21 protein-coding genes are annotated in these 22,991 nt (G+C 64.6%); 8 read left to right on the top strand and 13 right to left on the bottom strand.

From position 1 onward, the window contains the following. Nucleotides 1-2: 2 nt before the first annotated feature. From JQ580_RS17540 to JQ580_RS17525, 4 genes are read right to left on the bottom strand one after another with little or no spacing between them, the layout of a single operon-like run. Nucleotides 3-1,169 carry an acyl-CoA dehydrogenase family protein gene (locus tag JQ580_RS17540; RefSeq protein ID WP_212281310.1) on the bottom strand — a complete coding sequence of 389 codons (1,167 nt, stop codon included), beginning with the start codon at nt 1,167-1,169 and terminating at the stop codon, nt 3-5. 38 nt (nt 1,170-1,207) lie between these two features. After that, entirely contained in the window at nt 1,208-2,497 is a 1,290-nt protein-coding gene (locus tag JQ580_RS17535; RefSeq protein WP_212281309.1) for a TRAP transporter large permease, read from the bottom strand. A 12-nt stretch (nt 2,498-2,509) separates the two neighbouring features. Then, the gene (locus JQ580_RS17530) at nt 2,510-3,058 is read right to left on the bottom strand and encodes a TRAP transporter small permease (protein ID WP_212281308.1); all 549 of its coding nucleotides are present in this window, start codon (nt 3,056-3,058) and stop codon (nt 2,510-2,512) included. Between the two features lie 54 nt (nt 3,059-3,112). Continuing rightward, entirely contained in the window at nt 3,113-4,141 is a 1,029-nt protein-coding gene (locus JQ580_RS17525) for a TRAP transporter substrate-binding protein (protein WP_212281307.1), read from the bottom strand. Between the two features lie 222 nt (nt 4,142-4,363). Between JQ580_RS17525 and JQ580_RS17520 the strand changes: the two genes are divergently transcribed. The 4 genes from JQ580_RS17520 to JQ580_RS17505 are packed head-to-tail and all read left to right on the top strand — an operon-like array spanning nt 4,364 to nt 7,677. After that, the gene (locus JQ580_RS17520) at nt 4,364-5,566 is read left to right on the top strand and encodes a CaiB/BaiF CoA transferase family protein (RefSeq protein WP_212281306.1); all 1,203 of its coding nucleotides are present in this window, start codon (nt 4,364-4,366) and stop codon (nt 5,564-5,566) included. Nucleotides 5,567-5,574: 8 nt separating this feature from the next. Continuing rightward, complete coding sequence (locus tag JQ580_RS17515) at nt 5,575-6,063, top strand: MaoC family dehydratase (protein WP_409363213.1); 489 nt, start codon at nt 5,575-5,577, stop codon at nt 6,061-6,063. Further along, nucleotides 6,063-6,914 carry an HpcH/HpaI aldolase/citrate lyase family protein gene (locus tag JQ580_RS17510; RefSeq protein ID WP_212281305.1) on the top strand — a complete coding sequence of 284 codons (852 nt, stop codon included), beginning with the start codon at nt 6,063-6,065 and terminating at the stop codon, nt 6,912-6,914. Before JQ580_RS17515 ends, JQ580_RS17510 begins: the two co-directional genes overlap by 1 nt. A gap of 22 nt (nt 6,915-6,936) precedes the next feature. Further along, a complete protein-coding gene (locus tag JQ580_RS17505; protein ID WP_212281304.1) occupies nt 6,937-7,677 on the top strand; it encodes an IclR family transcriptional regulator in 741 nt (246 codons plus the stop codon). Nucleotides 7,678-7,734: 57 nt separating this feature from the next. On the opposite strand, the gene JQ580_RS17500 is transcribed toward JQ580_RS17505, so the two are convergent. Then, on the bottom strand, nt 7,735-8,526 hold the full coding sequence (locus JQ580_RS17500; RefSeq protein WP_212281303.1) for a fumarylacetoacetate hydrolase family protein: 792 nt from the start codon (nt 8,524-8,526) through the stop codon (nt 7,735-7,737). Between the two features lie 195 nt (nt 8,527-8,721). Here JQ580_RS17500 and JQ580_RS17495 point away from each other — a divergent pair, with 195 nt between their 5' ends. From JQ580_RS17495 to JQ580_RS17485, 3 genes are read left to right on the top strand one after another with little or no spacing between them, the layout of a single operon-like run. After that, nucleotides 8,722-9,936, top strand: a complete 1,215-nt coding sequence (locus JQ580_RS17495) for an ABC transporter substrate-binding protein (protein ID WP_212281302.1) — start codon at nt 8,722-8,724, stop codon at nt 9,934-9,936. Nucleotides 9,937-9,944: 8 nt separating this feature from the next. Then, nucleotides 9,945-11,678, top strand: a complete 1,734-nt coding sequence (locus JQ580_RS17490) for an FAD-dependent oxidoreductase (protein ID WP_212281301.1) — start codon at nt 9,945-9,947, stop codon at nt 11,676-11,678. A 15-nt stretch (nt 11,679-11,693) separates the two neighbouring features. Continuing rightward, nucleotides 11,694-12,488 (top strand): IclR family transcriptional regulator, encoded by a 795-nt coding sequence (locus JQ580_RS17485; RefSeq protein ID WP_212281300.1) that lies wholly within the window; start codon nt 11,694-11,696, stop codon nt 12,486-12,488. Between the two features lie 6 nt (nt 12,489-12,494). Here the strand turns inward: JQ580_RS17485 and JQ580_RS17480 are convergent, their stop codons facing one another. The 5 genes from JQ580_RS17480 to JQ580_RS17460 all read right to left on the bottom strand — a co-directional run bounded on the left by JQ580_RS17480 (nt 12,495) and on the right by JQ580_RS17460 (nt 17,810). Continuing rightward, a complete protein-coding gene (locus JQ580_RS17480; protein WP_212281299.1) occupies nt 12,495-13,274 on the bottom strand; it encodes an SDR family NAD(P)-dependent oxidoreductase in 780 nt (259 codons plus the stop codon). Between the two features lie 37 nt (nt 13,275-13,311). Then, nucleotides 13,312-14,004 carry a GntR family transcriptional regulator gene (locus JQ580_RS17475; RefSeq protein WP_311982458.1) on the bottom strand — a complete coding sequence of 231 codons (693 nt, stop codon included), beginning with the start codon at nt 14,002-14,004 and terminating at the stop codon, nt 13,312-13,314. A gap of 122 nt (nt 14,005-14,126) precedes the next feature. Then, nucleotides 14,127-14,870 (bottom strand): aspartate/glutamate racemase family protein, encoded by a 744-nt coding sequence (locus JQ580_RS17470; RefSeq protein ID WP_212281297.1) that lies wholly within the window; start codon nt 14,868-14,870, stop codon nt 14,127-14,129. Between the two features lie 9 nt (nt 14,871-14,879). After that, on the bottom strand, nt 14,880-16,145 hold the full coding sequence (locus JQ580_RS17465) for an NAD(P)/FAD-dependent oxidoreductase (RefSeq protein ID WP_212281296.1): 1,266 nt from the start codon (nt 16,143-16,145) through the stop codon (nt 14,880-14,882). A gap of 3 nt (nt 16,146-16,148) precedes the next feature. Next, a complete protein-coding gene (locus JQ580_RS17460; protein WP_212281295.1) occupies nt 16,149-17,810 on the bottom strand; it encodes a thiamine pyrophosphate-binding protein in 1,662 nt (553 codons plus the stop codon). Between the two features lie 530 nt (nt 17,811-18,340). Here JQ580_RS17460 and JQ580_RS17455 point away from each other — a divergent pair. Next, the gene (locus tag JQ580_RS17455; RefSeq protein WP_212281294.1) at nt 18,341-19,030 is read left to right on the top strand and encodes an aspartate/glutamate racemase family protein; all 690 of its coding nucleotides are present in this window, start codon (nt 18,341-18,343) and stop codon (nt 19,028-19,030) included. A gap of 303 nt (nt 19,031-19,333) precedes the next feature. Here the strand turns inward: JQ580_RS17455 and uxuA are convergent, their stop codons facing one another. The 3 genes from uxuA to JQ580_RS17440 are packed head-to-tail and all read right to left on the bottom strand — an operon-like array spanning nt 19,334 to nt 22,990. After that, on the bottom strand, nt 19,334-20,524 hold the full coding sequence (gene uxuA, locus JQ580_RS17450; RefSeq protein ID WP_212281293.1) for a mannonate dehydratase: 1,191 nt from the start codon (nt 20,522-20,524) through the stop codon (nt 19,334-19,336). 13 nt (nt 20,525-20,537) lie between these two features. Then, on the bottom strand, nt 20,538-21,587 hold the full coding sequence (locus JQ580_RS17445) for an L-idonate 5-dehydrogenase (RefSeq protein ID WP_212281292.1): 1,050 nt from the start codon (nt 21,585-21,587) through the stop codon (nt 20,538-20,540). Then, complete coding sequence (locus tag JQ580_RS17440; protein WP_212281291.1) at nt 21,584-22,990, bottom strand: TRAP transporter large permease; 1,407 nt, start codon at nt 22,988-22,990, stop codon at nt 21,584-21,586. Before JQ580_RS17440 ends, JQ580_RS17445 begins: the two co-directional genes overlap by 4 nt. Between the last annotated feature and the right edge of the window lies 1 nt (nt 22,991).

Raw genomic sequence — 22,991 nt, 5'->3', positions numbered from 1 at the left:
GCCTAATACGACTTGGCTTGGCCCAGCACCTTCTCCGCGATGAAGCTGAGTGCAAGTTGCGGGCTGACCGGCGCGATGCGCGGGATCAGGCTTTCACGCAAATACCGCTCGACGTGATACTCCTTGGCATAGCCGAAACCGCCATGTGTCATCACGGATTGCTCGCAAGCATGGAAGCCGGCTTCGCCAGCGAGATATTTGGCGGCGTTGGCCGCAGCCCCGCACGGCATGCCCTTGTCATATTGCCAGGCCGCCGACATCACCATCAGCCAGGCGGCTTCCAGCTCGACCCAGTTCACCGCGAGCGGATGCTGGATGCCCTGGTTCTTGCCGATCGGACGGTTGAACACCATTCGTGTCTTGGCGTATTCGCTGGCGCGCGACAGCGCGACCTTGCCGAGACCGACCGCCTCCGCCGCGATCAGGATACGCTCGGGGTTCATGCCTTCGAGGATGTACTGAAAACCCTTGCCCTCTTCGCCGATGCGGTCCTCGATCGGGATCTCGAAGTCCTCGAAGAACAGCTCGTTGGAATCGACGACCTTGCGGCCCATCTTCTCGATCTCGTGGACCTTGATCTTCTTGCGGTCGAAATCGGTGTAGAACAGGCTGAGACCATGGGTCGGCGAGCGTACCTCTTCCAGCGGCGTGGTGCGCGCCAGCAGCAGGATCTTGTGCGCCACCTGTGCGGTCGAGATCCAAACCTTCTGGCCATTGACGACGTAGCGGTCGTTCTTGGCGACGGCGCGGGTCTTCAACTGCGTGGTGTTGAGGCCGGTGTTGGGCTCGGTGACGGCGAAGCAGGCCTTCTCGCGGCCCTCCACCATCGGCGGCAGCATGCGCTTGCGCTGCTCTTCAGTACCGAACACGACGACGGGGTTGAGTCCGAACACGTTGATGTGCACCGCGGAGGCGCCGGACATGCCGGCGCCGGATTCCGCGATGGTCTTCATCATGATCGCGGCCTCGGTGATGCCAAGACCGGAGCCGCCATATTCCTCGGGCACGCAGATGCCGAGCCAGCCGGCATCGGCCATCGCCTTGTGGAAGTCGTGCGGGAAGCCGCCGTCGTGGTCCTTCTTCAGCCAATAGGCGTCGGGAAAGTTTTCGCAAACCTTGGCGATGGCGTCGCGAATGGCTTCCTGCTGATCGGTGAGCGCGAAATCCATGTTCTTGATCTCCTTCTTGGGAGCCGCGAGCTCCGATCCTAGCGCCCCATCTGCGAGGGCAGCCAGAGAATGATAGACGGAAACGCCACCAAAATCGCGATCGCGATCAGGTGCGCGATGAAATGCGGGAAGGTGCCGTGGAACACCTCCGCCACCGGCCGCTTGGCATAGCGGGCGACGATGAAGCAGTTCAGCCCTACCGGCGGCGTGATCATGCCGACCTCGGCGGTGACGATCTTGATGACGCCGAACCAGATCGGATCGAAGCCGAGCGTCTTGATCAGCGGCAGCACGATCGGCACGGTGAGCACCAGGATCGCGATCTGATCCATGAAGGAACCGAGCACGATGTAACCGAACAGGATCAGGGTGATGATGACCCAGCGCGAGGTCGGCAGACTGCCGATCCAGGCGACGAGATCCTGCGTCACATGCGTGAGGGTGAAGAAATAGCCGAAGATCGAGGCGCCGACGAGGATGGTCGCGATCATGCAGGTGCCGTGGCAGGCACTCAGCAGCGCGCGGTAGAGCGTCGTCGGCGTCACCCTGCGCTTGGCGATGGCCAGCACCAGCGCTCCCGCGGCGCCCAGCGCCGAGGCCTCGGTCGGCGTTGCAACGCCGAGATAGATCGTGCCGGTGACGAGCGAGAACAGCAGCACCATTGGGCCGACCTGCCGCAGCAGCGAGAATTTCTCGCGCCAGGATACCGGCTCGACGCGCGGGGCCCGCGACGGATCCTGCCAGACCAGGAAGTAGATCGTCGCCATGATGGTCGCGGTCACGAGCACCGCCGGAAGGATGCCGCCGATCAGCAATTGCCCGATATTGACTTCAGCCAGGAGGCCGAAGATCACCAGCGCGACGCTCGGCGGGATCAACATGGCCAGCGTGCCCGAGATGGCGACGACGCCAGCGGCCATTTTCGGTTCATAGCCCTGCTTGATCATCGCAGGAAGGCTGGTCGACGACAGCGTCGCCGCAGATGCCGTGGAGGTGCCGCAGATCGCTCCGAAGCCGGCGCCGGCCAGGGCGGTCGCCATGCCGAGGCCGCCCGGAACGCGGCCGATCCAGGCTGAAGCAGTCTTGAACATATCGTCGGCGACGCCGGACAGCAGGACCAGTTCGGCCATCAGCAGGAACATCGGGATCGTGATCAGTTCGTAGGACGAAACCGTCGACAGCGGCGCGGTCTGAAGAATGCCGAAAAGCGTGCCCGTGCCGCCGACCATCAGGAGGCCGACCGCACCGGCGAAGCCCATGGCGAAGCCGACCGGCGTTCCGGTCGCAAGCAACAGGAAGAGGAGGCCAAGCACGATGATAACTGTCATTTCAGGCCGCTCTTATTCGAAGCTGCGGGATTCGTCGGTCAATGGCGGCAACGGAAACAGATCGCGCCCCGAGGCAAGGCTGAGCAGATTGCCCACAAGTTGCAGCGCCAACCGCAGCACCAGCACGCCGCAGCCGAACGGGACAAGCGCTGCAGAAATCCAGGTCGGCCACGAGATGGCGCCGGCAAGCACGTCGTGCTGCTCGTAATTGTCCAATGCGCGTTCGAATCCGACCTTCGAAATCAGGACGAAGACAAACAATCCAGTAAGCGCGGTGACGATCTCCGACAGCCGCCGCCCGACCGGCGGCGCACGCGACAGCAGGATGTCGACACCGACATGCGCATGAACGCGCAAGGTATCCGACAATGTCAGGAAGAACACGCCGGCCATGAGATACAGCCCGATCAGATCGTAGGTGAACGAGAGCGGGCTGTTCATGACGTACCGCATGAAGACGTCGGCCACCACCAGCGCCATGATCGCGAATAGCGAAATCGCCGCGATCACCGTGAGCGCGCGTTCGAGCACGCCGAGAACATCCGTTGCTCGCCTGATCACGTCTGACGCCCCCTTGCCGTATCGGATCGAGTTGTTTGGCGTTTGATTTCCGAGTTACCTGGCGCCGCCGGCGGCGAGCAGACCTTCGAACTCCTTCAAGGCAGCGGATGCCTGCTTGCCGCGGCTGTCGAGACCGGACGCCCATTCCTGACTGACGCCCTTCAGCTTGTCCTTCATCTCGGCGCGCGTGGCATCCGGTAGCGGATCGAAGCTGATGCCCTGGTCCTTGAGATGCTTCGTGGTCACTTCGCCTTCCTTGTCGACGTCGGCGCAGGCCTTCGGCGTGATCGCTTCGGAGGCTTCCTCCATCGCCTTCTTCACGTCCTCGGGCAACTTGTCCCAGACCGACTGATTGATGGAATACGCAACGATGAAGCTGCCGAAGCTGACACCTTCGGTGGCGTGCTTGACGAGCTTGTCGAGGCCGTAGGATACGACGCTGTCCAGAGGGAACAGCAGGCCGTCCATCGTGCCGCGCGACAGCGACTCATAGGCGTCGGGCGCAGCCATGCGCACCGGCACGGCGTTGAGCGCGCGCAGCGTCAGATCCTGCGCGCCGCCGGTCGTGCGCAGCTTCAGGCCTTGCATGTCCTTGATGGACTCGACCTTCGACTTGACGGTCCACACCTGATAGGGCGGCAGCACTACGGCCATCAGCAGCTTGATCTTGTTCGGCGCGTATTCCTGCTTGGCCAGGAGGCCTTCGCGCGCAATCTTCCAATAAGCGAGCGTGCCCTGGCAACTGGTCGCGAACGCGCCAGGCAGTTGCGCCACTTCCGACAGCGGCATCTTGTCCGAGACATAGGACGGCGCGATGTAGCCGATGTCGACCACGCCCGACTGCGTCAGCCGGAGCATGTCCACCGCCTTGCCGATCTGCTGGTTCGGATAATAGGTGAAGGTCACCCCACCATTGGTGCGCTTGGTGACGTCGTCCATCCACGGCTTGAGCATCAGACGAACGAGATAGTGGCCGGCGGGGAAGGAGTCGGCGACCTTCAACTCGATGGCCTGCGCCTCCAGTGTCGAGACCGGCAGCGCGAGTGCGAACACCGCGGCAGCCCAACTCAAAGTCCTCTTCATTTCGTTCTCCCTAGACGCGTCCCCACGCCGAAGGCGGCGACTGCGCCCCGACCGCCCGGATCTCGCTCCAAATTCTTATTGAGGCGAACGTACATATATGTGAATTTATCTGTCAAGTATATGAACATTGCATAGGCCCATGCACATCCAGCCTCAGCGAGCGAATTGACACCCGCTCTTTATGAATTCTAATTCCACCTATATGAATATAAATGAGGCTTCATGGGACCGCTCGCCGGCTTCACCATTCTCGACCTGACCTCGGTACTGATGGGCCCCTACGGCACCCAGGTGCTGGCGGACATGGGCGCCGACGTGATCAAGGTCGAAAGTCCCGAAGGCGACATCGTCCGCCAGATCGGGCCCGGCCGCGCGCCCGGCATGGGCGGCATGTTCAACAACGTCAATCGCGGCAAGCGCAGCATCGTGCTCGACCTCAAGAAGCCGGAGGGGCGCGAGGCGCTGCTGCGGCTCGCGGAGCGCGCCAACGCGCTGGTCTATAACGTGCGTCCGCAGGCCATGGCGCGGCTCGGTCTCGACTACGAGACGCTGAGCGCGATCAATCCCGCCCTCGTCTATGTCGGTGCGTTCGGCTACGGCCAGTCTGGCCCCTACGCCGCCAAGCCTGCCTATGACGATCTGATCCAGGGCGCGTCCACCATTCCGACATTGCTCGCAGCCGCCAGTGACGGCACGCCCCGCTACGTGCCCGTCACCATCGCCGACCGCATCGTCGGCTTGATGATGGTCAACGCCATCATGGGCGGACTGATACACCAGCAGCGCACCGGTATCGGCCAGCGCATCGACGTGCCAATGTTCGAATCGATGACGGAATTCGTGCTGGTCGATCATCTCGGTGGCCTCACCTACGAACCACCGCTCGATCATGGCGGTTACGCGCGCCTGCTCTCGCGCTACCGAAAGCCTTACAAGACCCGCGACGGCTATCTTTGCGTCCTCATCTACAACGACAAGCACTGGCGCAGCTTCTTCGAGGCAATCGGCCAGCCTTACTTCCTCGATCAGCCTCGCTTCGCCAACCACGCGGCGCGCACCAAACATATCGACGAGATCTACGAGGAGATCGGCCACATCTTCGTCACACGCACCACCGCGGAATGGCGCGAACTGCTGGAGCGCGCCGACATTCCGGTGATGCCGATGCACACCCTAGAAACGATCCTGGAGGATCCGCACCTGAAGGCGGTCGACTTCTTCAGGACGCTGGATCACCCCGTAGAGGGTCGCATCCGCCAGATGCGAGTTCCCTCCACGTGGAGCGTAACCCAACCGAAGGCCGGAGGTCCCGCCCCGACGCTCGGCCAGCACGGTCGCGACGTCCTGGCCGAGGCCGGCTTCTCGACGGAGGAGATCGAGCAGTTGGCCGAGCAAAAAGCAGTTCACCTGGCCGCGCCGCCGTAACGGCGGCGCTGGCCCAAATCGCAGAACGCAGGGAGGAAACCGCGATGGCCGGACTTTATTTCGAAGATTTTTCCGTGGGCCAGGAGTTCCGGCATCCGCTGACCCGGACCGTCACGGAGATGGACAACACCATGTTCAGCCTGCTCACGCTCAATCCGCAGCCGCTTCACATCGACGCGCATTTCGCCGAAAAGACCGAGTTCGGCCAGCGCATTTTCAACAGCCTTTACACCCTCGGCATCATGATCGGCATGACGGTCTATGATACGACCATGGGCACCACCGTCGCCAATCTCGGCATGACCGACGTGACTTTTCCGAAACCGGTCTTTCATGGCGATACCTTGCGGGCGACGACGAAGGTGCTTTCGTTGAGGGAATCCAAGTCGCGCCCGAAGGCGGGCATTGTCGAGTTCGAGCACCATGCCTTGAACCAGAACGACGAGATCGTCGGAAAATGCCGCCGCATGGCGATGATGCACAAGAGGCCGGTCTGATGCGTTCGATGCTGTTCGTGCCGGGGGATTCCCCGCGCAAATTCGAGAAGGCGAGCGAAGGCAAGGCCGACGCGCTGATCATCGATCTCGAGGATTCCGTCGTCACCGAGAAAAAGCCGGAGGCCCGCGGGCTGACGCTGGCGATGCTGAAGGGCCGCCCCGGTCAGCACCAGCTCTATGTCCGCGTCAACGCGCTCGACACCGGCATGACGCTGACCGACCTCGCCGCGGTGATGCCGGGCAGGCCCGACGGCATCGTGTTGCCGAAGTCGCAAGGCGGCGACGATGTACGCCAGGTCGCAACCTGGCTCGAAGCTTTGGAAGCGGCGGCCGGCATCACCGACGGCACGACGCGCATCGTCTGCGTCGCGACGGAGACCGCCGGCTCGATCTTCGGCCTTGGCAGCTACAAGGGCTGCTCCCCTCGCCTCGCCGGCCTGATGTGGGGCGCGGAGGATCTTTCGGCTTCGCTCGGCGCCACCGAAAAAGCGTCGGGCGGCGTGTTCCACAGCCCCTATCGTCTCGCGCGCGATCTCTGCCTGATGGCGGCGGCCGCGGCCGAGGTTGCGCCGATCGACACCGTTTATACCGACATCGACAACCTCACCGGTCTCGAGCAGGAGACACGCGCGGCGCGGCGCGACGGGTTTTCGGCGAAGGCGCTGATCCATCCGAAGCACGTCGATGTCGTCAACGCCGCGTTCGCGCCCACGGAAGCCGAACGGACCTGGGCGGAGAAAGTGATCGCGGCGTTTGCCGGCAATCCCAATTCCGGCACGCTGCGGCTCTACGGCCAGATGATCGACAAGCCTCATCTTCGCGCCGCGAAGAAGATTCTCGGCCAGCCCTAGAGAAGCAGGACGCAACGCCACCATGATCGTTCGGCAAGCCGCAAACGTCCTGGAGATCATGGAATTCTTCGCGCAGGTGAAGAAGCCGGCGACGCTTGCGGAGATCGCCGATCATTTCGGCTGGCCCCGCTCCTCGACCTTCAACCTGCTCGCGACGCTGTCGGAGAAGGGCTATCTCTATGAGCCGCGGCCACGCGCCGGCTTCTATCCGACGCCGCGGTGGCTCGCCATGGCGCGGATGATCTCCGAGGTCGAGCCGCTGCCGCAGTGGACGCATACGCTGATCGCCGATCTCTCCGCCGAGACCGGCGAGACCGCATCGATCGTGGCGCCGGCCGGCGTGATGGCCGTATTCATCGACGTGGTCGAATCCCAGGCTGCGATCCGCTATTTCGCCACCATCGGTCACCGCGTGCCGATCCACGCGACCGCGAGCGGCCGCGCGCTGCTGCTGCAATATTCACAAGAGGAGCGCGACTCGGTCTACCGCAAGATCGAGTTCAAGCAATATGGCCCGTCGACGCCGATCAGCATCGAGGCGGTGGAGACCGAACTGCGCAACTCGATCGCGCGCGGCTATTGCCAGAGCTTTGCCGACTACAGCCGCGATCTCGCCGGCGCGGCGATCCCGCTGCCGATCGGCGACCGCCGTCTGTCGGTCGTCGTCGCCGGCCCTGAATTCCGGATCGGACCGAAGATCGCGGAAGTTGCCGCACTGATCGCGCGGACGGTCGACAGGTTGAGGCCGAAGGCAGCGGCTTAGGCAGAGCCGCGGTGCGCCGCCTCTCCCCGCGTGCGGGGAGAGGCGAACAAAGAGCAACTACACGATCTTGATCGACATGTCCGGCAAGCCCTCGAGCTTGCACAGCAGCACGTCGCCCTTCACGACGGGACCGACATTCTCCGGCGTGCCGGAATAGATGATGTCGCCAGCTTTCAGCTCGAACGCTTCCGACAGCTTCGCGATCTGCTCCGCCACCCTCCAGATCATCTTGCTGAGATCCGAGTTCTGCTTGACGGCCCCGTTGATTGCCAGCGAAATAGCGCCCTTCTCGAAATGACCGGTCTTGCTGGCCGGATGGATCGGGCCGAGCACTGCTGCGTGATCGAAACTCTTGCCGATCTCCCAGGGCTTCTTCTCCGCAGCCATGCCGTTCTGGAGATCGCGTCGGGTCATGTCGAGGCCAAGCGCGTAGCCATAGACATGGTCGAGCGCCTTATCGGCCGGGATGTTGGTGCCGCCTGATTTGAGCGCGGCGACCAGCTCGACCTCGTGATGATAGTTCTTGGTCAGCGACGGATAGGGATGATCGGCGACCTCGCCGACCGCGACGTTCTGGATCGCATCGGTGGGCTTCTGGAAGAAGAACGGCGGCTCGCGGTTCGGATCCGAGCCGCGTTCGATCGCGTGCGCTGCGTAGTTGCGCCCGATGCAATAGATGCGGCGGACCTGGAACACATGGCTCTCGCCGACAATCGGAATCGTCACCATCGGCACCGGAAAGATCGGCGTCGGTGCAGCCTGCGCAGCGGCCGGGGCCGCTTCGGCGATGCCTGCCGCGGTCAGCGCAGCTGCAGCGGTGAGCACGTCGCGTCGAGACGTCTTCGTCATGTTTGTGTTCCCTGTTCTTGGGGACTGGTTTCCTCATGGGCGTTCTTAGATCCAAACTGTCGGCAGGCCAATGGCTGGTCCGCTACACCGTGAGCCGCGAGCTTTGTTCGCCATTGACAAATAAGTTTGCTTATATCTAATTTGCCTTCGAACCAGCCAGCCGCGCAAAGCGGCCAATAAACAGAGGAAACAACCATGAGAGGGCATCTCGCCTGCGCCATGCTCGCGGCCATGACTTCGGCTGCCATGACCACAGCGGCGACCGCGCAAATCTCCGACGACGCGGTGCGGATCGGCGTCCTGACGGATCTGTCGAGCTGGGGCCGCGACAACTCAGGACCTGGCTCGGTCGAGGCCGCCAAAATGGCGGTGGAGGAGTTCGGTCCGACGGTGCTCGGAAAGCCGATCGAGATCATCAGCGCCGATCACCAGATGAAGACCGATGTCGGCGTGCAGATCGTGCGCGGCTGGTTCGACAACGGCAAGGTCGACGCCGTCGTCGACATCCCCAATTCCGGCATCGCGATCGCCGTGCACAACATGGTGCGCGAGCGCAACAAGATCGCTCTGCTCTCGGGACCCGGCGCGAGCTCACTGACCGACGAGCTGTGCAGCCCGAACACCGTGCATTTCACCTACGACACCTACGCGCTGTCGAAGGTGACGGCCTCCGCCGTGATCAAGGAAGGCGGCAAGTCCTGGTACTTCATCACGGCCGACTACGCCTTCGGCCAGCAGCTCGAAAAGGACGCCACGCGCTTCGTCAACGAGATGGGCGGCAAGGTTCTCGGTGGTGTCAAGCATCCGACCAACACCGCGGACTTCTCCTCCTTCGCGTTGCAGGCGCAGAGCTCGAAATCCGACGTCGTCGCCTTCGCAAATGCCGGCCAGGACACCGATAACGCCATCAAGCAGTCCGGCGAGTTCGGCCTCGTCCAGGGCGGCCAAAAGCTCGTCGGCCTCCTGATGTTCGACACCGACGTGCACGCGATCGGCCTCAAGGCCGCGCAGGGCACTTATATGACCACGGCATCGTACTGGGCCATGGACGAGGCGACCCGCGCCTGGTCGAAGAAATTCTTTGAGCGGACCAAGGTGATGCCGACCATGATCCAGACCGGCGTCTACGGCTCGGTGCTGCATTATCTCAAGGCCATCAAGGCCGCCGGCACCGACGATTCCGCCAAGGTGATGGCCAAGATGCGCGATCTGCCGATCGAGGATACATTCGTCCACGGCGGCAAGCTGCGCGAGGACGGCCGCGTCATCCGCGACATGTATCTCGCCAAGGTGAAGACCCCCGAGCAGTCGAAGGAACCCTGGGACTATCTGGAGATCGTCAAGACCGTGAAGGGCGAGGACGCCTTCCGACCGGTCTCCGAATCCAAATGTCCGCTGCTGAAAAAGTGAGGTGAGTGATGACCGGCAACGAGCATGACGCAATTGAGACTTACGAGTGCGACGTGCTCGTGGCCGGATCGGGTTGCTCCGGCATGTCGGCCGCGATCACTGCGCGCCATCGCGGGCTCGATGTGCTGATTGTCGAGAAGGAGCCGCGCTTCGGCGGAACCACCGCGCGCTCCGGCGGCTGGTTGTGGATTCCCGGCACATCGCTGGCGAAAGCCTACGGAATCGAGGAGACGCCGGAGCAGGCCCGCACATACTTGCGCCACGAGGCCGGCAACAATTACGACGCTGCGCGGGTCGATGCATTCCTCAGCGCCGGCCCTGAAGCGGTCGATTTCTTCACCAGCAAGACGGCGCTGCGCTTCGACATGCCGCTGGTGTTTCCCGACTATCACGCCGAGGCACCGGGCGGCGCGCAAGGCGGCCGCTCGATGGTGACGCGTCCGTTCGACGGCCGCGAGCTCGGCGACCTCGTCAAGACGCTGGGCATGCCCCTCCCCGAGCTCACCGTGTTCGGCATGATGTTGGGAAGCGGCAAGGAGATCATCCATTTCATGCGGGTGACGAAGTCGCTGACCTCGGCAGTCTACGTCGCCAAGCGTCTGTCGCGGCACTTGATGGACGTGCTGCGCTATGGCCGCGGCATGACGTTGACCAACGGCAATGCACTCGCCGGGCGCCTCGCGAAATCCGCGCTCGACCTGAAGATTCCGATGTGGCTGGCCTCGCCCGTGCGCGAGCTGACCGTCGAAAATGGTGCGGTCACCGGCGCCATCGTGTCGCGCGAGGGACGCGACGTGCGGGTCCGCGCGCGGCAGGGCGTCGTGCTGGCCTGCGGCGGCTTCCCGCATGATGTCGAACGGCGCAGAAAAATGTTTCCGCACGCGCCGACCGGCAACGAGCACTTTTCGCCCGGCCCGACCGGCAACACCGGCGACGGCCTGCGCCTGGCGGAATCCGCAGGCGGACGTATCGAAGATCGCCTGCCGAACGCGGCGGCCTGGGTGCCGGTGTCGCTGACCACGCGCAAGGACGGCACGAAGGGCGTGATGCCGCATTTCATCGACCGCGCCAAACCCGGCGTGATCGCGGTGATGCGCGACGGACGACGCTTTGCCAATGAGGGCAATTCCTATCATGACTTCGTCCAGGCCATGGTCAAGGCATCGAAACCCGGCGAGGAGATCGCCGCCTATCTCGTCTGCGATCACAAGACGCTGCGCAAATACGGCCTTGGCTGCGTGCCGCCCTTCCCGATGCCGCTGGGTCATCACCTCAAGTCCGGCTATCTGATGCGCGGCGATACGCTGGAGGCGCTGGCGGCCAAGGCCGGCATCAATGCCAGCGCCTTCGTGGAGACCGTCAGGCAATTCAACGCGACGGCGCCGCTGGGCCACGACGCCGCCTTCGGCAAGGGCTCTAAAGCCTATAACCGCTACCAGGGCGATGCGATGCACGGCCCCAACCCCTGCGTCGCGCCGCTCGAAAACGGGCCATTCTATGCGATCAAGATGGTGATCGGCGATCTCGGCACCTATGCCGGCATCGTCACCGACGAGAACGCACGCGCGCTCGACGCCGAGGGCCGCGTGATTCCCGGCCTCTATGCCGCTGGCAACGACATGGCGAGCATCATGGGCGGTAATTATCCGGGTGCCGGCATCACGCTTGGGCCGGCGCTGACCTTCGGCTACATTGCCGGTCGTCATCTCGCCGACAGCGCCGCCGGGCGCAGCGCGGCGTAGCGCAATCGGAGGCGCATGAAGAGAGAGAGCCGAGGCATCCAGTCGATCGAGGTCGGCGGAGAACTGCTTCGGGCGCTCGCCCGCAGCGGCGAGCCGATGATGCTGCGCGATCTCGCGCGCGAGGCCGGCATGTCGCCGGCCAAGGCGCATCCCTATCTCGCCAGCTTCTCCCGCATCGGACTGATCGAGCAGGACGAGACGACCGGCCGCTACGAGATCGGGGCGCTGGCGCTGGAACTTGGCCTGATCAGCCTGCGCCGGCTCTCCGGCGTGCGCATCGCAAGGCCGAAGATCGCCGCGCTCGCGAGCCAAATCGGACACGCCGTGTCTCTCGCCGTATGGGGCACGCACGGCCCGACCGTGGTGCAGCTCGAAGAGCCGGCCCAGCCCGTCCACATTGTCATGCGCGCGGGCTCGGTGATGGCGCTGCTGGAGACCGCAACCGGCCGGGCCTTTGCGGCCTTCCTGCCGGAAAAGACCATCACCGCCGCGCTCGAGAGCGGGCTGGATCGTCACGGCGTCGGTTACAACCCGAAGCGGGCCGTGAAGGGCGCGAAGCTTGCCGAGATGCTCACGGAGGTCCGCAAGCATGGCCTCGCCCGCGCGCTCGGCGATCCACTGCCCGGCGTCAACGCCTTCTCGGCGCCGGTGTTCGACCATTCCGGCCATGTCGCGCTGGTCATCACTGCGATGGGCCCGGAAGGCACGTTCGATGCGCGCTGGGACAGCCCGATCGCACATGCCTTGCGCGATTGTGCCGGCGGCATCTCGAAGCGGCTGGGTTACGGGATGACAGTGGCGGCGGAGTGAAGCGCCCTACTTCTCCTTCACCGGCACCGTGTAGTTGAGGACCAATCGCCCGCCATCCGGATAGATCGTCTGCCCGGTGATGTAGGAGGCATCGTCGCTGGCCAGAAACGCGACCACCGACGCCACCTCGCTCGGCTCGCCGCCGCGTCCGGCCGGCGTGCGGGACATCACGGTCTTGCGGGCGTCCTCGGAGGTGTAGATCGACGACGCCACCATGTCGGTCAGGATCGTGCCCGGCCCGACCGCGACGACGCGGATACCGTGCGGGGCGAGCGCGACGGCGGCGACCGAGGTGAGCTGCTTCATGCCGCCCTTGGACATCGCGTAGGTCGCCAGCGCCGGGATCGCCAGCAGCGCATTCACGGAGGACATGTTGATGATGACCCCGCCGGAGCCTTGCGCGATCATCTGCCTGGCCGCGGCCTGGACACCAAAGAACGCGCCCTTCAGATTGATGCCGATGATCTCGTCGAATTCCTCTTCGGTGATCTCCAGAATGTCGCGATTGCGGGCGACGCCGGCATTGTTGACCATGATGTCGAGCCGGCCGTATTCCTTCACGGCGGTGGCGACGAGCTGGTCGACGTCGGCGCGCCTGGCGACGTTGCCCACCACGGTGCGCAAGGCATCGGGATGTCCGAGCTCGGCCGCCGTGGCGGCGAGGCCCTCGGCGTCGACGTCCGAGATCACGACCTTGACGCCGTCATCCAAAAATCTCTTCGCGCAGGCCTTGCCGATGCCGCGCGCCGCGCCGGTGATGGCAGCGACTTTACCCCTAAGCTTCATGTGAGCGCCTCCTGAAAGCAAAACGCCGTATCGGACTTCAATTTGGAGCCGGCCGCGTCGGCGCCGGCATGTAAATCTGCGCGTAGCCTTCCTTGATCGCTGCCGTGATGCGGTCCAGGCGGCGGTCGATGTGCTTCTCCAGTACGGAAACGCAAGTCCGCTCGTTGCGCGCCTTGAGGCCTTCGACCACGGCGCGGTGCTCGCCTTGCGTGTTGGAGCGGTTGACGCGGTCCATATCGATCCAGCGCACGAAGCGGATGCGGGCGTTGACGTTGCGCAGCACGCGCAGCATCTCGGCATTGCCAGACATTGCCATCAGCCGCTCGTGAAAGGTCTCGTCGAGTTCGACCTGCTCCAGCGAGGAGCGCTCGCCGGGATCGGGTCCGGTGGCTTCGAGGAATTCCAGCAACGGGTCGATGTCCTCGTCCCTGGCGCGCTTGATGGCGAGGCGGATCGAGGCGACCTCGATCGACTTGCGCAACTCGTAGAGATCGAAGATCTCGCGCGCATCGAGCTCGCGGCAGAAGAAGCCCTTGCCCGGCGTGAAGCGTAGAAAACCCTCGGTGTTGAGACGGTTGAGCGCCTCGCGCAGCGGCGTACGGCTGACGCCGAGGCCTTTGGCGAGTTCGCCCTCGTTGAGCCGCTCGCCCGGCTTGAACGTGTAGCTCACGGCCATCGCCTTGAGCTGTTCGTAGACACGATCGACGATGCTGTCGGAAGCCGGTTCCACGTCACTCTTCACAGGTTGCATTTGCGATCGCCCACAGCCGAATATAGGAGAGACGCGGGCGCGATGGCAATGCGCGAGGCCGTGCCGGCAGAAGTTGTTCAAGCCTTTGCGCCCGATCAGTATCAGGCAAAAACGCGCGGGCGCAGCCCCGCATGAAACCATGTGATCATGGAATAGATGTCGTAGACGGGCAGCCCGACCTCGGCCTGGAGCGCTGCCGCATAGGGCGGCATGTTGGTGCATTCGAGCACGATGGCGCCAACGTCGGGATTTTTGGCGACGAGTTCCTTGCCGGCCGCGACCACGTCGCGCTCGGCCTGCGCGATGTCCATGTCGTCCTTCTCGGCCTTGATCAGCACGCGAAAGAACTCCTTGCCGTTCTCGGTGCCGACCAGCGGCGTGTCGAGCGGCACGCCGGCGCCTTCGAGATGGGCCGGCGTCAAGGTCGAGCCCGACACCGTGACGAGGCCGACCCGCTTGCCCGGCGGCAAGGTCGCCTGCACCCACGGCACCTGCATCAGCGACGAGGTCGCAACGGGAACTCCGACCGCGGCCGCGATCTCCTTCTGGAACAGCGAGAGGAAGCCGCAATTGGTGGTGATCGCTTCGGCGCCCAACCGGACCAGATCCTTGGCGGCATCGATGAAGTCGGGCAGCAGGCCGGCCGCACCCTTCAGCACCACCTTCTCGGGCGAAGCGCCGCTCACCACGCGATACAGCACCGGGAATGGCCAGGTCGTGCCGTTGCCCATGTCGCCGGGAATGCGGGGGAAGCGCGCTTCCAGCATCAAGATGCCGAGCGGCGCGCCATAGATGGCCTTGCCGCCGCGGGCGATTTGGGAAGACGGGTTGGCTGAGACGGTCATGGTGCGCTCTCAGAGGAAACGATCGGGCGCGAACGGCGCGAGTGGAATCTCCGGCGCCTTGCCGCTCACAAGCTGGGCGACGAGACGGCCGGTGCGGGCCGAGCCGACCAGGCCGACATGGCCGTGGCCGAACGCATAGACGATGTCGCGTGAGGCGCGCGCATAGCCGATGCAGGGACGCCCGTCCGGCATGCTCGGGCGATGGCCGAACCAGGTTTTGACGCGCGAGGCCGGAATGTCCTTCGGCAATTTCGGGAACATGCTGAGGAGGTGGTTGCGCAGGATCTCCGCGCGCTTCCAGTTCGGCGCGGCCTCCAAGCCGGCAATCTCGACCGTGCCGGCGGCACGCAGACCCTTGTCGGTCCAGTTCACCACCATCTTGGCGTCGGATGCCATCATCGAGCTGCGCGGCCCAGATTCCGGATGCTCGATCATGACGTGATAGCCGCGCTCGGTCTCCAGCGGCAGCGAATCCCCGACCGACGCGGTGAGTCGCTTTGAATGCGCGCCGGCGGCGACCACCGCGGCGTCACAGGCGATCTCGCCGGTCTCTGTCACGACGGCCACGAGCTTGTCGCCGTTCAGCCTCAAGCCGGTCGCCTTGGCGCGCACGTGCTTGGCACCGCCGGCGATCGCATGGTTGGCGAGCGCCGCGACATACGCACCGGGATCGCGACAGCGTCCGGCCTCTTCCACCACCACGCCGAAGGTGTAGCGCGGATGCAGATCGGGCTCGCGCTGACGCATCTCGTCGGCGTTGAGCTCCATCCACTCCACGCCGACCTTCTTGCGCAGGCGCCAGCCGAGATCGTTGTCGAAATTGCCGCGCGACGGAAACACGTGCATCACGCCGCTGCGCTCGATCAATTCAGGGACGCCGGCTTCCTCGGCGAGCGTCCGGTGCAGCAGCGGTGCGTCCTTCAACAGGTCGCGGAGCGCAAAGGCGGTCCTCTCGACCCGCGCCTCGGTCCAGCCCGAGAGCAGATATTTGACCAGCCAGGGCAGCGCCTTCGGCAGATAGGACCAGCGGATCGCCAGCGGCCCGAGCGGGTCCATCAGATATCCCGGCACCTTCTTCCAGATGCCAGGTTCGGCCGGCGGGATCACCGAATGCGACGACAGCCAGCCGGCATTGCCATAACTCGCCGCCTGTTCGCCGCCGGGCTCGCCCGGATCAATCAGCGTGACGCGATGGCCTTCGCGCAGCGCCTCGATGGCGCTGATCACACCGACCGCGCCGGCACCGATGATGGCGACGTGGCGGCCGGTCGTCATTGCCTACGCCTTCACCGCGGGCGCAAAATCCTTGCCGACCGAGATCGCCCTGGGATCGATGATGCAGTGAAGGATCGACGGCTTTCTCGAGGCCAGCGCACGCTCGAAGGCAGGTGCGAATTCTTCGGTGCGCTCGACCCGCTCGCCATGGCCGCCGAACGCCTTCGCGTACATCGCGAAATCAGGGTTCTTGAGCTGGGTACCGACAACGCGGCCGGGGTAGTCGCGCTCCTGGTGCATGCGGATGGTGCCGTATTGCGAATTATCGACGACGATCACGACCAGCGGTGCGTCGTACTGCACGGCGGTCGCGAATTCCTGGCCGTTCATCAGGAAGCAACCGTCACCGGCAAAGGCAACGACGGTGCGTTCCGGATATTGCCGCTTCGCCAGCACCGCCGCCGGCACGCCGTAGCCCATCGAGCCCGAGGTCGGTGCAAGCTGCGCGGCAAAACTGTGGAAGCGGTGGTGACGGTGGATCCAGCCGGCATAGTTGCCGGCGCCGTTGCAGACGATGGCGTCCTTAGGCAGCCGGTCGCGCAGCCAGGTCATGACCTGGCCGTACTGGAACGTGCCCGGCAGCTCGCGCGCCTTCTCGGTCCAGGCGAGATAATCGGCATGCGCCTTGGCAGCCTCGCCCTTCCAGGCCACGGCGCCCGCCGGCTTCAACGTCTCGACGGCGGCGGCGAACGCCGCGGGCGTCGCCTGGATCGCGAGCTCCGGCTGATAGACGCGGCCGAGCTCTTCGGAGCCCGGATGCACGTGGATCAGCTTCTGCTTTGGCGTCGGAATGTCGAACAACGTGTAGGACGAGGACGGCATCTCCGACATGCGGCCGCCGATGAGCAGAATGACATCGGCGTTGTCGACGCGCGCCTTCAGCCCCGGGCTCGGCCCGATGCCGAGATCGCCGGCATAATGCGAATGCTCGGCGTCGATCAGCGACGCCCGACGGAACGAGGTTGCGACCGGCAGGTCGAACCGCTCGGCAAAGCGCGCGATGCTTTTGGTGGCGTCATCGGTCCAGCGCGAGCCGCCAAGGATGACGAGCGGCGCCGTGGCGTTCGCCAGCATCGCGCCGAGCTTCTCGATATCGGCCGGCGCGGGCCAGCTCACGGCCGGCTCGATGCGCATGGCGTCGGCGACGGCGGCGGTCTCGGTCAGCATGTTCTCGGGAAGCGCGATCACCACGGGACCGGGGCGGCCCTGCATGGCAACGCGGAAGGCGCGCGCCACCAACTCCGGAATGCGATCGGGGCGATCGATTTCGACCGTCCATTTCGTCATGGTGCCGAACACCGCCTTGTAGTCGAGCTCCTGGAACGCCTCGCGCTCACGCATGCCCGTATCGACCTGGCCGACGAACAGGATCATCGGCGTCGAATCCTGCATCGCGATGTGGACGCCGTGGCTGGCATTGGTCGCACCGGGGCCGCGGGTGACGAAGCAGACACCGGGCCGGCCCGTGAGCTTGCCATAGGCCTCCGCCATCATCGCAGCACCACCCTCGGCACGGCAGATCATGACGTCGATCGGGCTGTCATGCAGCGCGTCGAGCGCCGCCAGATAGCTCTCGCCCGGCACGCAGGTGACGCGCTCGACGCCTTGGGCGACAAGCTGATCGATCAGGATCTGGCCCCCGGTGCGGGTGTTGCGGATTGTCATGTCGGCTCCCTCAGGGATCTGGCGATGCGTCGTTATTCGGAGACTGCGTAGGACAGGCCGAGAGGGCGCGCAAGATCGAAAGGCTTCCCGCAGCCTGCGCAGACGTCATGCCCGCCGGTGCCGTTTGCACGACCGCCCATTCGCGATGATATGATGGTAAACGATCGAGGGCAGCCCCCGGCGAGACGGGCCCCCGGCTCTTCCGACCCCGTCATTGCGAGGGCCTCTGCGTCGAAGCAATCCAGAATCATGCCGCGACAAAGACACTGGATTGCTTCGTCGCTTCTCTCCTCGCAACGACGGAGTATTTGGCCTCGCGCGTCTCTGTCGTGTCCCGGACGCGCTGCAACGCCCTTCGCGTTGCTGCGCAGAGCCGGGACAAGGCAACAGGGGTTTGCTGCATGGGCCCCGGCTCTGCAGCGCACCGCGGAAGCAGCGCTGCGTCCGGGGCACGACCTCTGTTCCAAGCGACGGCTACCGGGCTTCGGCGTTTTCGTTTAAGGTCCGGCCGACCACACGAGGACACCGGAATGCAAACCATCGGCCTGATCGGGGGCATGAGCTGGGAGAGCACGGCGCTCTATTACAAGCTGATCAACGAGCGGGTCCGCGATCGCATGGGTAAGCTGCACTCTGCCCCGCTGTTGCTGTATTCCTACGACTTCGAGGAAATCAAGCAGATGCAGTATGCCGGCCGCTGGAGCGAGGCGGCAGCCAGCCTGGCGGAGGTCGCGCGCCGTCTCGAAAGCACCGGCGCACGGGCGATCGTGCTGTGCACGAACACGATGCACAAATTGGCACCCGACATCATCGCCAGCGTGACCGTGCCGTTCATTCACCTTGGCGACGCGACGGCGCAGCGGATCCGGGCGAAGGGGTACCGGCGGGTCGGGCTGCTCGGCACCAAATTCACGATGGAGGAGGACTTCTACATCGACCGGCTGCGCGCGCATGATCTCGACGTGCTAGTTCCTCCCACCGAGGCGCGCGCCGACGTGAACCGCATCATCTACGACGAGCTTTGCCTTGGGGTTGTCGCCGATCCGTCCCGCCGCCGCTATCGTGAAGTGATGGCGGCGCTGGTGGCCGCCGGCGCGGAGTGCATCATCCTCGGCTGCACCGAGATCACGATGCTGGTCGGCCCTGACGACACCTCCGTCGAGACCTTCGACACCACGGCCATTCACGCCGAGACGGCAGCCGATTTCGCGATCGGGTGATCTATAGCGGCTGGTTGTCCCCCTCACCCGGATTGCATCTGCGATGCAATCCGGCCTCTCCCCTGGGGTAGCAATCGCATATGACAGCGATCTCGCCTGTGGCCATCCTTCGAGACGCCCGCCGTTGGCGCGCCCTCAGGATGAGGACCCGGTGCGCGGCATCAGGTTCAACGAGCGCCAATGCAGCATAGCCTCATCCAGAGGAGACCGCGAAGCGGTTATCTCGAAGGACGAGGCGCTTGCGCAACTGCCGCTCGGCGTCATATGGGATAGCCTGACGCAAGCGGGAAGAGGCGAAGACCCTCACCGATGCTCGATCGCGCGGATCGCGCCGCGGAGCTCGGCGAGGCCCCGGAGGCGGCCGATGGCGGTGTAGCCGGGGTTGGTGCGCTTGTTCGCGGCGAGATCGTCCAGCATGCGATGACCGTGATCGGGACGGAAGACGATCTGCTTGTCGTGCGAACGCTTGGCGTTCTCCTTCAAAAGCGCCTTGAGCACCGCGATCATGTCGACGTCGCCGTCGAGATGATCGGATTCGTAGAACGATAGCCCGTCGGCCTCGCGCTTGGTCGCGCGCAGATGGGCGAAGGCGATGCGGGGGCCGAAGCGCTCGGCCATGGCGGGCAGATTGTTTTCGGCGCGCACGCCGAGCGAGCCGGTGCACAGGCAGATGCCGTTGGCCTTGGACGGCACGGCGTCGAACAGCGCCTGATAATCGTCGGCCGAGGAAGCAATACGGGGCAGACCGAACAAGGGGCGCGGCGGATCGTCCGGGTGCAGCGTCAAAGACACGCCGAGTTGCTCGGCCACCGGCGTCACGCGCGCGAGAAACTCGGCAAGATGCTGCCGCAGGATCTTTGGCGTGATGTCGCGATAGGACTCGAGCCGGTCGCGGAACTGCGGGATGGTCATCGGCTCGGTGGTCGAGCCCGGCAGCGCGCTGGCAATGACCATGACGAGATAGTCGATATCGGCCTGGCCCATCTGCTCGAACAGCGCTTTCGCCCGCGCCTGCTGCTCGGGAGGATACTCCTGAGCCGCCGCCGGGCGCTTCAGGATATGCAACTCGAAGGCGGCAAAGCGGTCATGGTCGAAGCGCATGGCGCGGGCGCCGTTCGGCAGCTCCCATTCGAGATCAGTGCGGCACCAATCGACCACCGGCATGAAATTGTAGCAGATGATCTTGATGCCGCTGGCTGCCACCGCTTCCAAACTCGCGATCCACGCCTCGATCGACTTCGTCGCCTTGCCGCCCAGGCGCTTGACGTCGTCGGGGATCGGAATCGACTCCACCACCGACCAGGTCAGCTGCGAGCGGCCGGGCTGGCCGTTCTCGATGAAGTTCTTGCGCTCCTCGACTGCCCTGCGCGTCCAGGCCTCGCCGATCGGCACCTGATGTAGCGCCGAGACGATGTCGCTCGCTCCGGCCTGTCTGACATCGTCGAGCGAGACCGGATCATCGGGCCCGTACCAGCGCCAACCTTCGCGCATCATCTGGTCTCTCCACTCAATTCGCAGTCAGCACGACCTTGACGCTCTGCGAGCGGTCGAGCGCCAGCCGCAGGGCATCCGGCGCGGTCGAGAGGGGACGCTCGGCCGTGACCAGCGACAACACGTCGACGCTGCCGTTGGAGATCAACTCCACGGCCGTTGCGAATTCGAAGCCGAACCGGAACGAACCGCGCAGATCGATCTCCTTGGCCATCACCGCATTCGACGGCGTCGGGATCTGGCCGCCCGGCAGATTTCCGATCTGCACCACCACGCCACCGCGCCTGACGATGCCGATGGCGCTGGCAAGGCCCGCTGCCGTGCCCGAAACCTCGAACGCGGCGTCGTAGGGGCGCGACGCGGCCTGCGCCTTCAAACCCTCCTCGCCGGCCGAGACGTTCTCGACATGCGAGGCACCGAGCCGGGTCGCAAACGCCAGCGGTGCCGGCGCGATGTCGGCGACCGTGATGTCGGCCATGCCGGCGCGGCGCGCGGCGAGCATGGTCAAAAGCCCGATCGGACCGGCGCCGAAGATGATACCGCGCTTGCCCTCGATGTTGCCGGCGCGCGCCACGGCGTGCAGGCAGACCGCCAGCGGCTCGGCCAGCGCCGCGGCCTGATAGGAGACATGATCCGGGATCTTCACGCACTGCGCGGGGATAGCATCGAAGTAATTGGCAAAGCCGCCCTGCATATGCGGAGTCTTCGAGGCCGAGCCCATGAAGTAGATGTTCTCGCACAGGTTCGGCCGGCCCTCGCGGCAGGCGACACAATGGCCGCACCAGCGCGACGGATTGACGGCGACGCGGTCGCCGACCTTCAGACTGGCAGCGGCGCCGAAAATCTCCACGACCTCGCCCGAAATCTCGTGGCCAAGCACCAGCGGCGACTTCACCACGAAATCGCCGGTCCGGGCGTGGCGGAAGTAATGCATGTCCGAGCCGCAGATGCCGCCGGCACCGAAGCGGATTCGCACCATGCCGTCTGCGAGCTTGTCGAGCGGATGCTCGACCATCCGCAGGTCTTCGGGCCCGAACAGGGTAGCGGCGAGAGCTGTGGAGGTCATTTGGAAAGTCCCATGTATTTCGGCAGCCAGAGGGTGAGTTCGGGAATGTAGGTGATCGCGATCAGCGCCAGCATCAGCGGCACCAGCCAGGGCAGGATCGCGACCGTGGTGCGCTCGACCGAGAGCTTTGCGACGCGGGCGAGCACGAACAGCACCATGCCGAGCGGCGGATGCAGCAGGCCGATCATCAGGTTCAGCGTCATGATCAAGCCGAAATGAATCGGATCGATGCCGAGCTTGAGCACGATCGGCAGCAGGATCGGCACCAGGATGGTGATCGCCGCGGTGGTGTCGATGAAGCAGCCGACGAACAGGATCAGCACATTGGCGAGCGCCAGGAAGACCCATTTGTTGTGGGTGACGCTGAGCATCCAGTCCGACAGCGTCTGCGCTGCCTGCGACACCGTCAGCAGCCAGGCGAAGATCGAGGCCGCGGTGACGATGAACAGCACCGAGGCCGTGGTCTCGATGGTATCGAACGTCGCCTTGGCGACTGTCTGCAGAGTCATGGTGCGGTAGCGGACGAGGCCGAGGAACAGCGACCAGATCACGGCGGCGACCGCGGCTTCCGTCGGCGTGAACCAGCCCAGCGTCATGCCGCCGATCAGGATGACCGGCGCCATCAGCGCCATCACCGCCGAGAAGTCGAAATACCAGTCGATCACCAGCAGGGCGCCGAGGCCGATGACGACCGCGACGTTGACCGAGAGGCCGGCCAGCACCATCAGCCAGATCGCCATCGGAAAGGACAGCACGACCAGGATCTCGAGCCCGGCCGAGCCGAGCTGCGGCCAGGAGAACGGCGTATCGCTGCCCCATTTGTTCTTGTGCGCGAAGTAGGTGACGGTCGCCATCATGAACAGCGTCAGCACGATGCCGGGAATGACGCCGCCCAGAAACAGCGCTCCGATCGAGACGTTGGCCATCATGCCGTAGATCACGAAGGGCAGCGACGGCGGAATGATCGGCCCCAGCGTCGCCGAAGCCGCGGTGACGCCGACCGAGAACTCGGTGGAATAGCCGTGATCCTTCATCGCCTTGATCTCGATGGTGCCGAGACCGGCGGCGTCCGCGATCGCGGTGCCGGACATCCCGGAGAAGATCACCGAGCCGATGATGTTGACGTGGCCGAGGCCGCCGCGCATCCACCCCACCAAGGCCACCGCAAACTTATAGATGCGGCCGGTGACGCCGGCGATGTTCATGAGGTTTCCGGCCAGGATGAAGAATGGCACGGCGAGCAGCGGAAAGCTCTCGACACCGGCGATCATGCGCTGCGCCAGCGTGACGTCGGGCGTCACGCCGCTGACCAGGATGTAGAGCAGCGACGACGCGGCCATGGCGATCGCCACGGGAACGCCGAGCAGCATCAGGACGAGAAAGCCTCCGAGCAACAGCAGCATG

Source organism: Bradyrhizobium sp. SZCCT0148 (genome assembly GCF_018129985.1).
Taxonomy (GTDB): domain Bacteria; phylum Pseudomonadota; class Alphaproteobacteria; order Rhizobiales; family Xanthobacteraceae; genus Bradyrhizobium; species Bradyrhizobium japonicum_H.
Note: the sequence above shows the minus strand (reverse complement) of the source record. Positions and strands in the feature narration are given on the sequence as shown.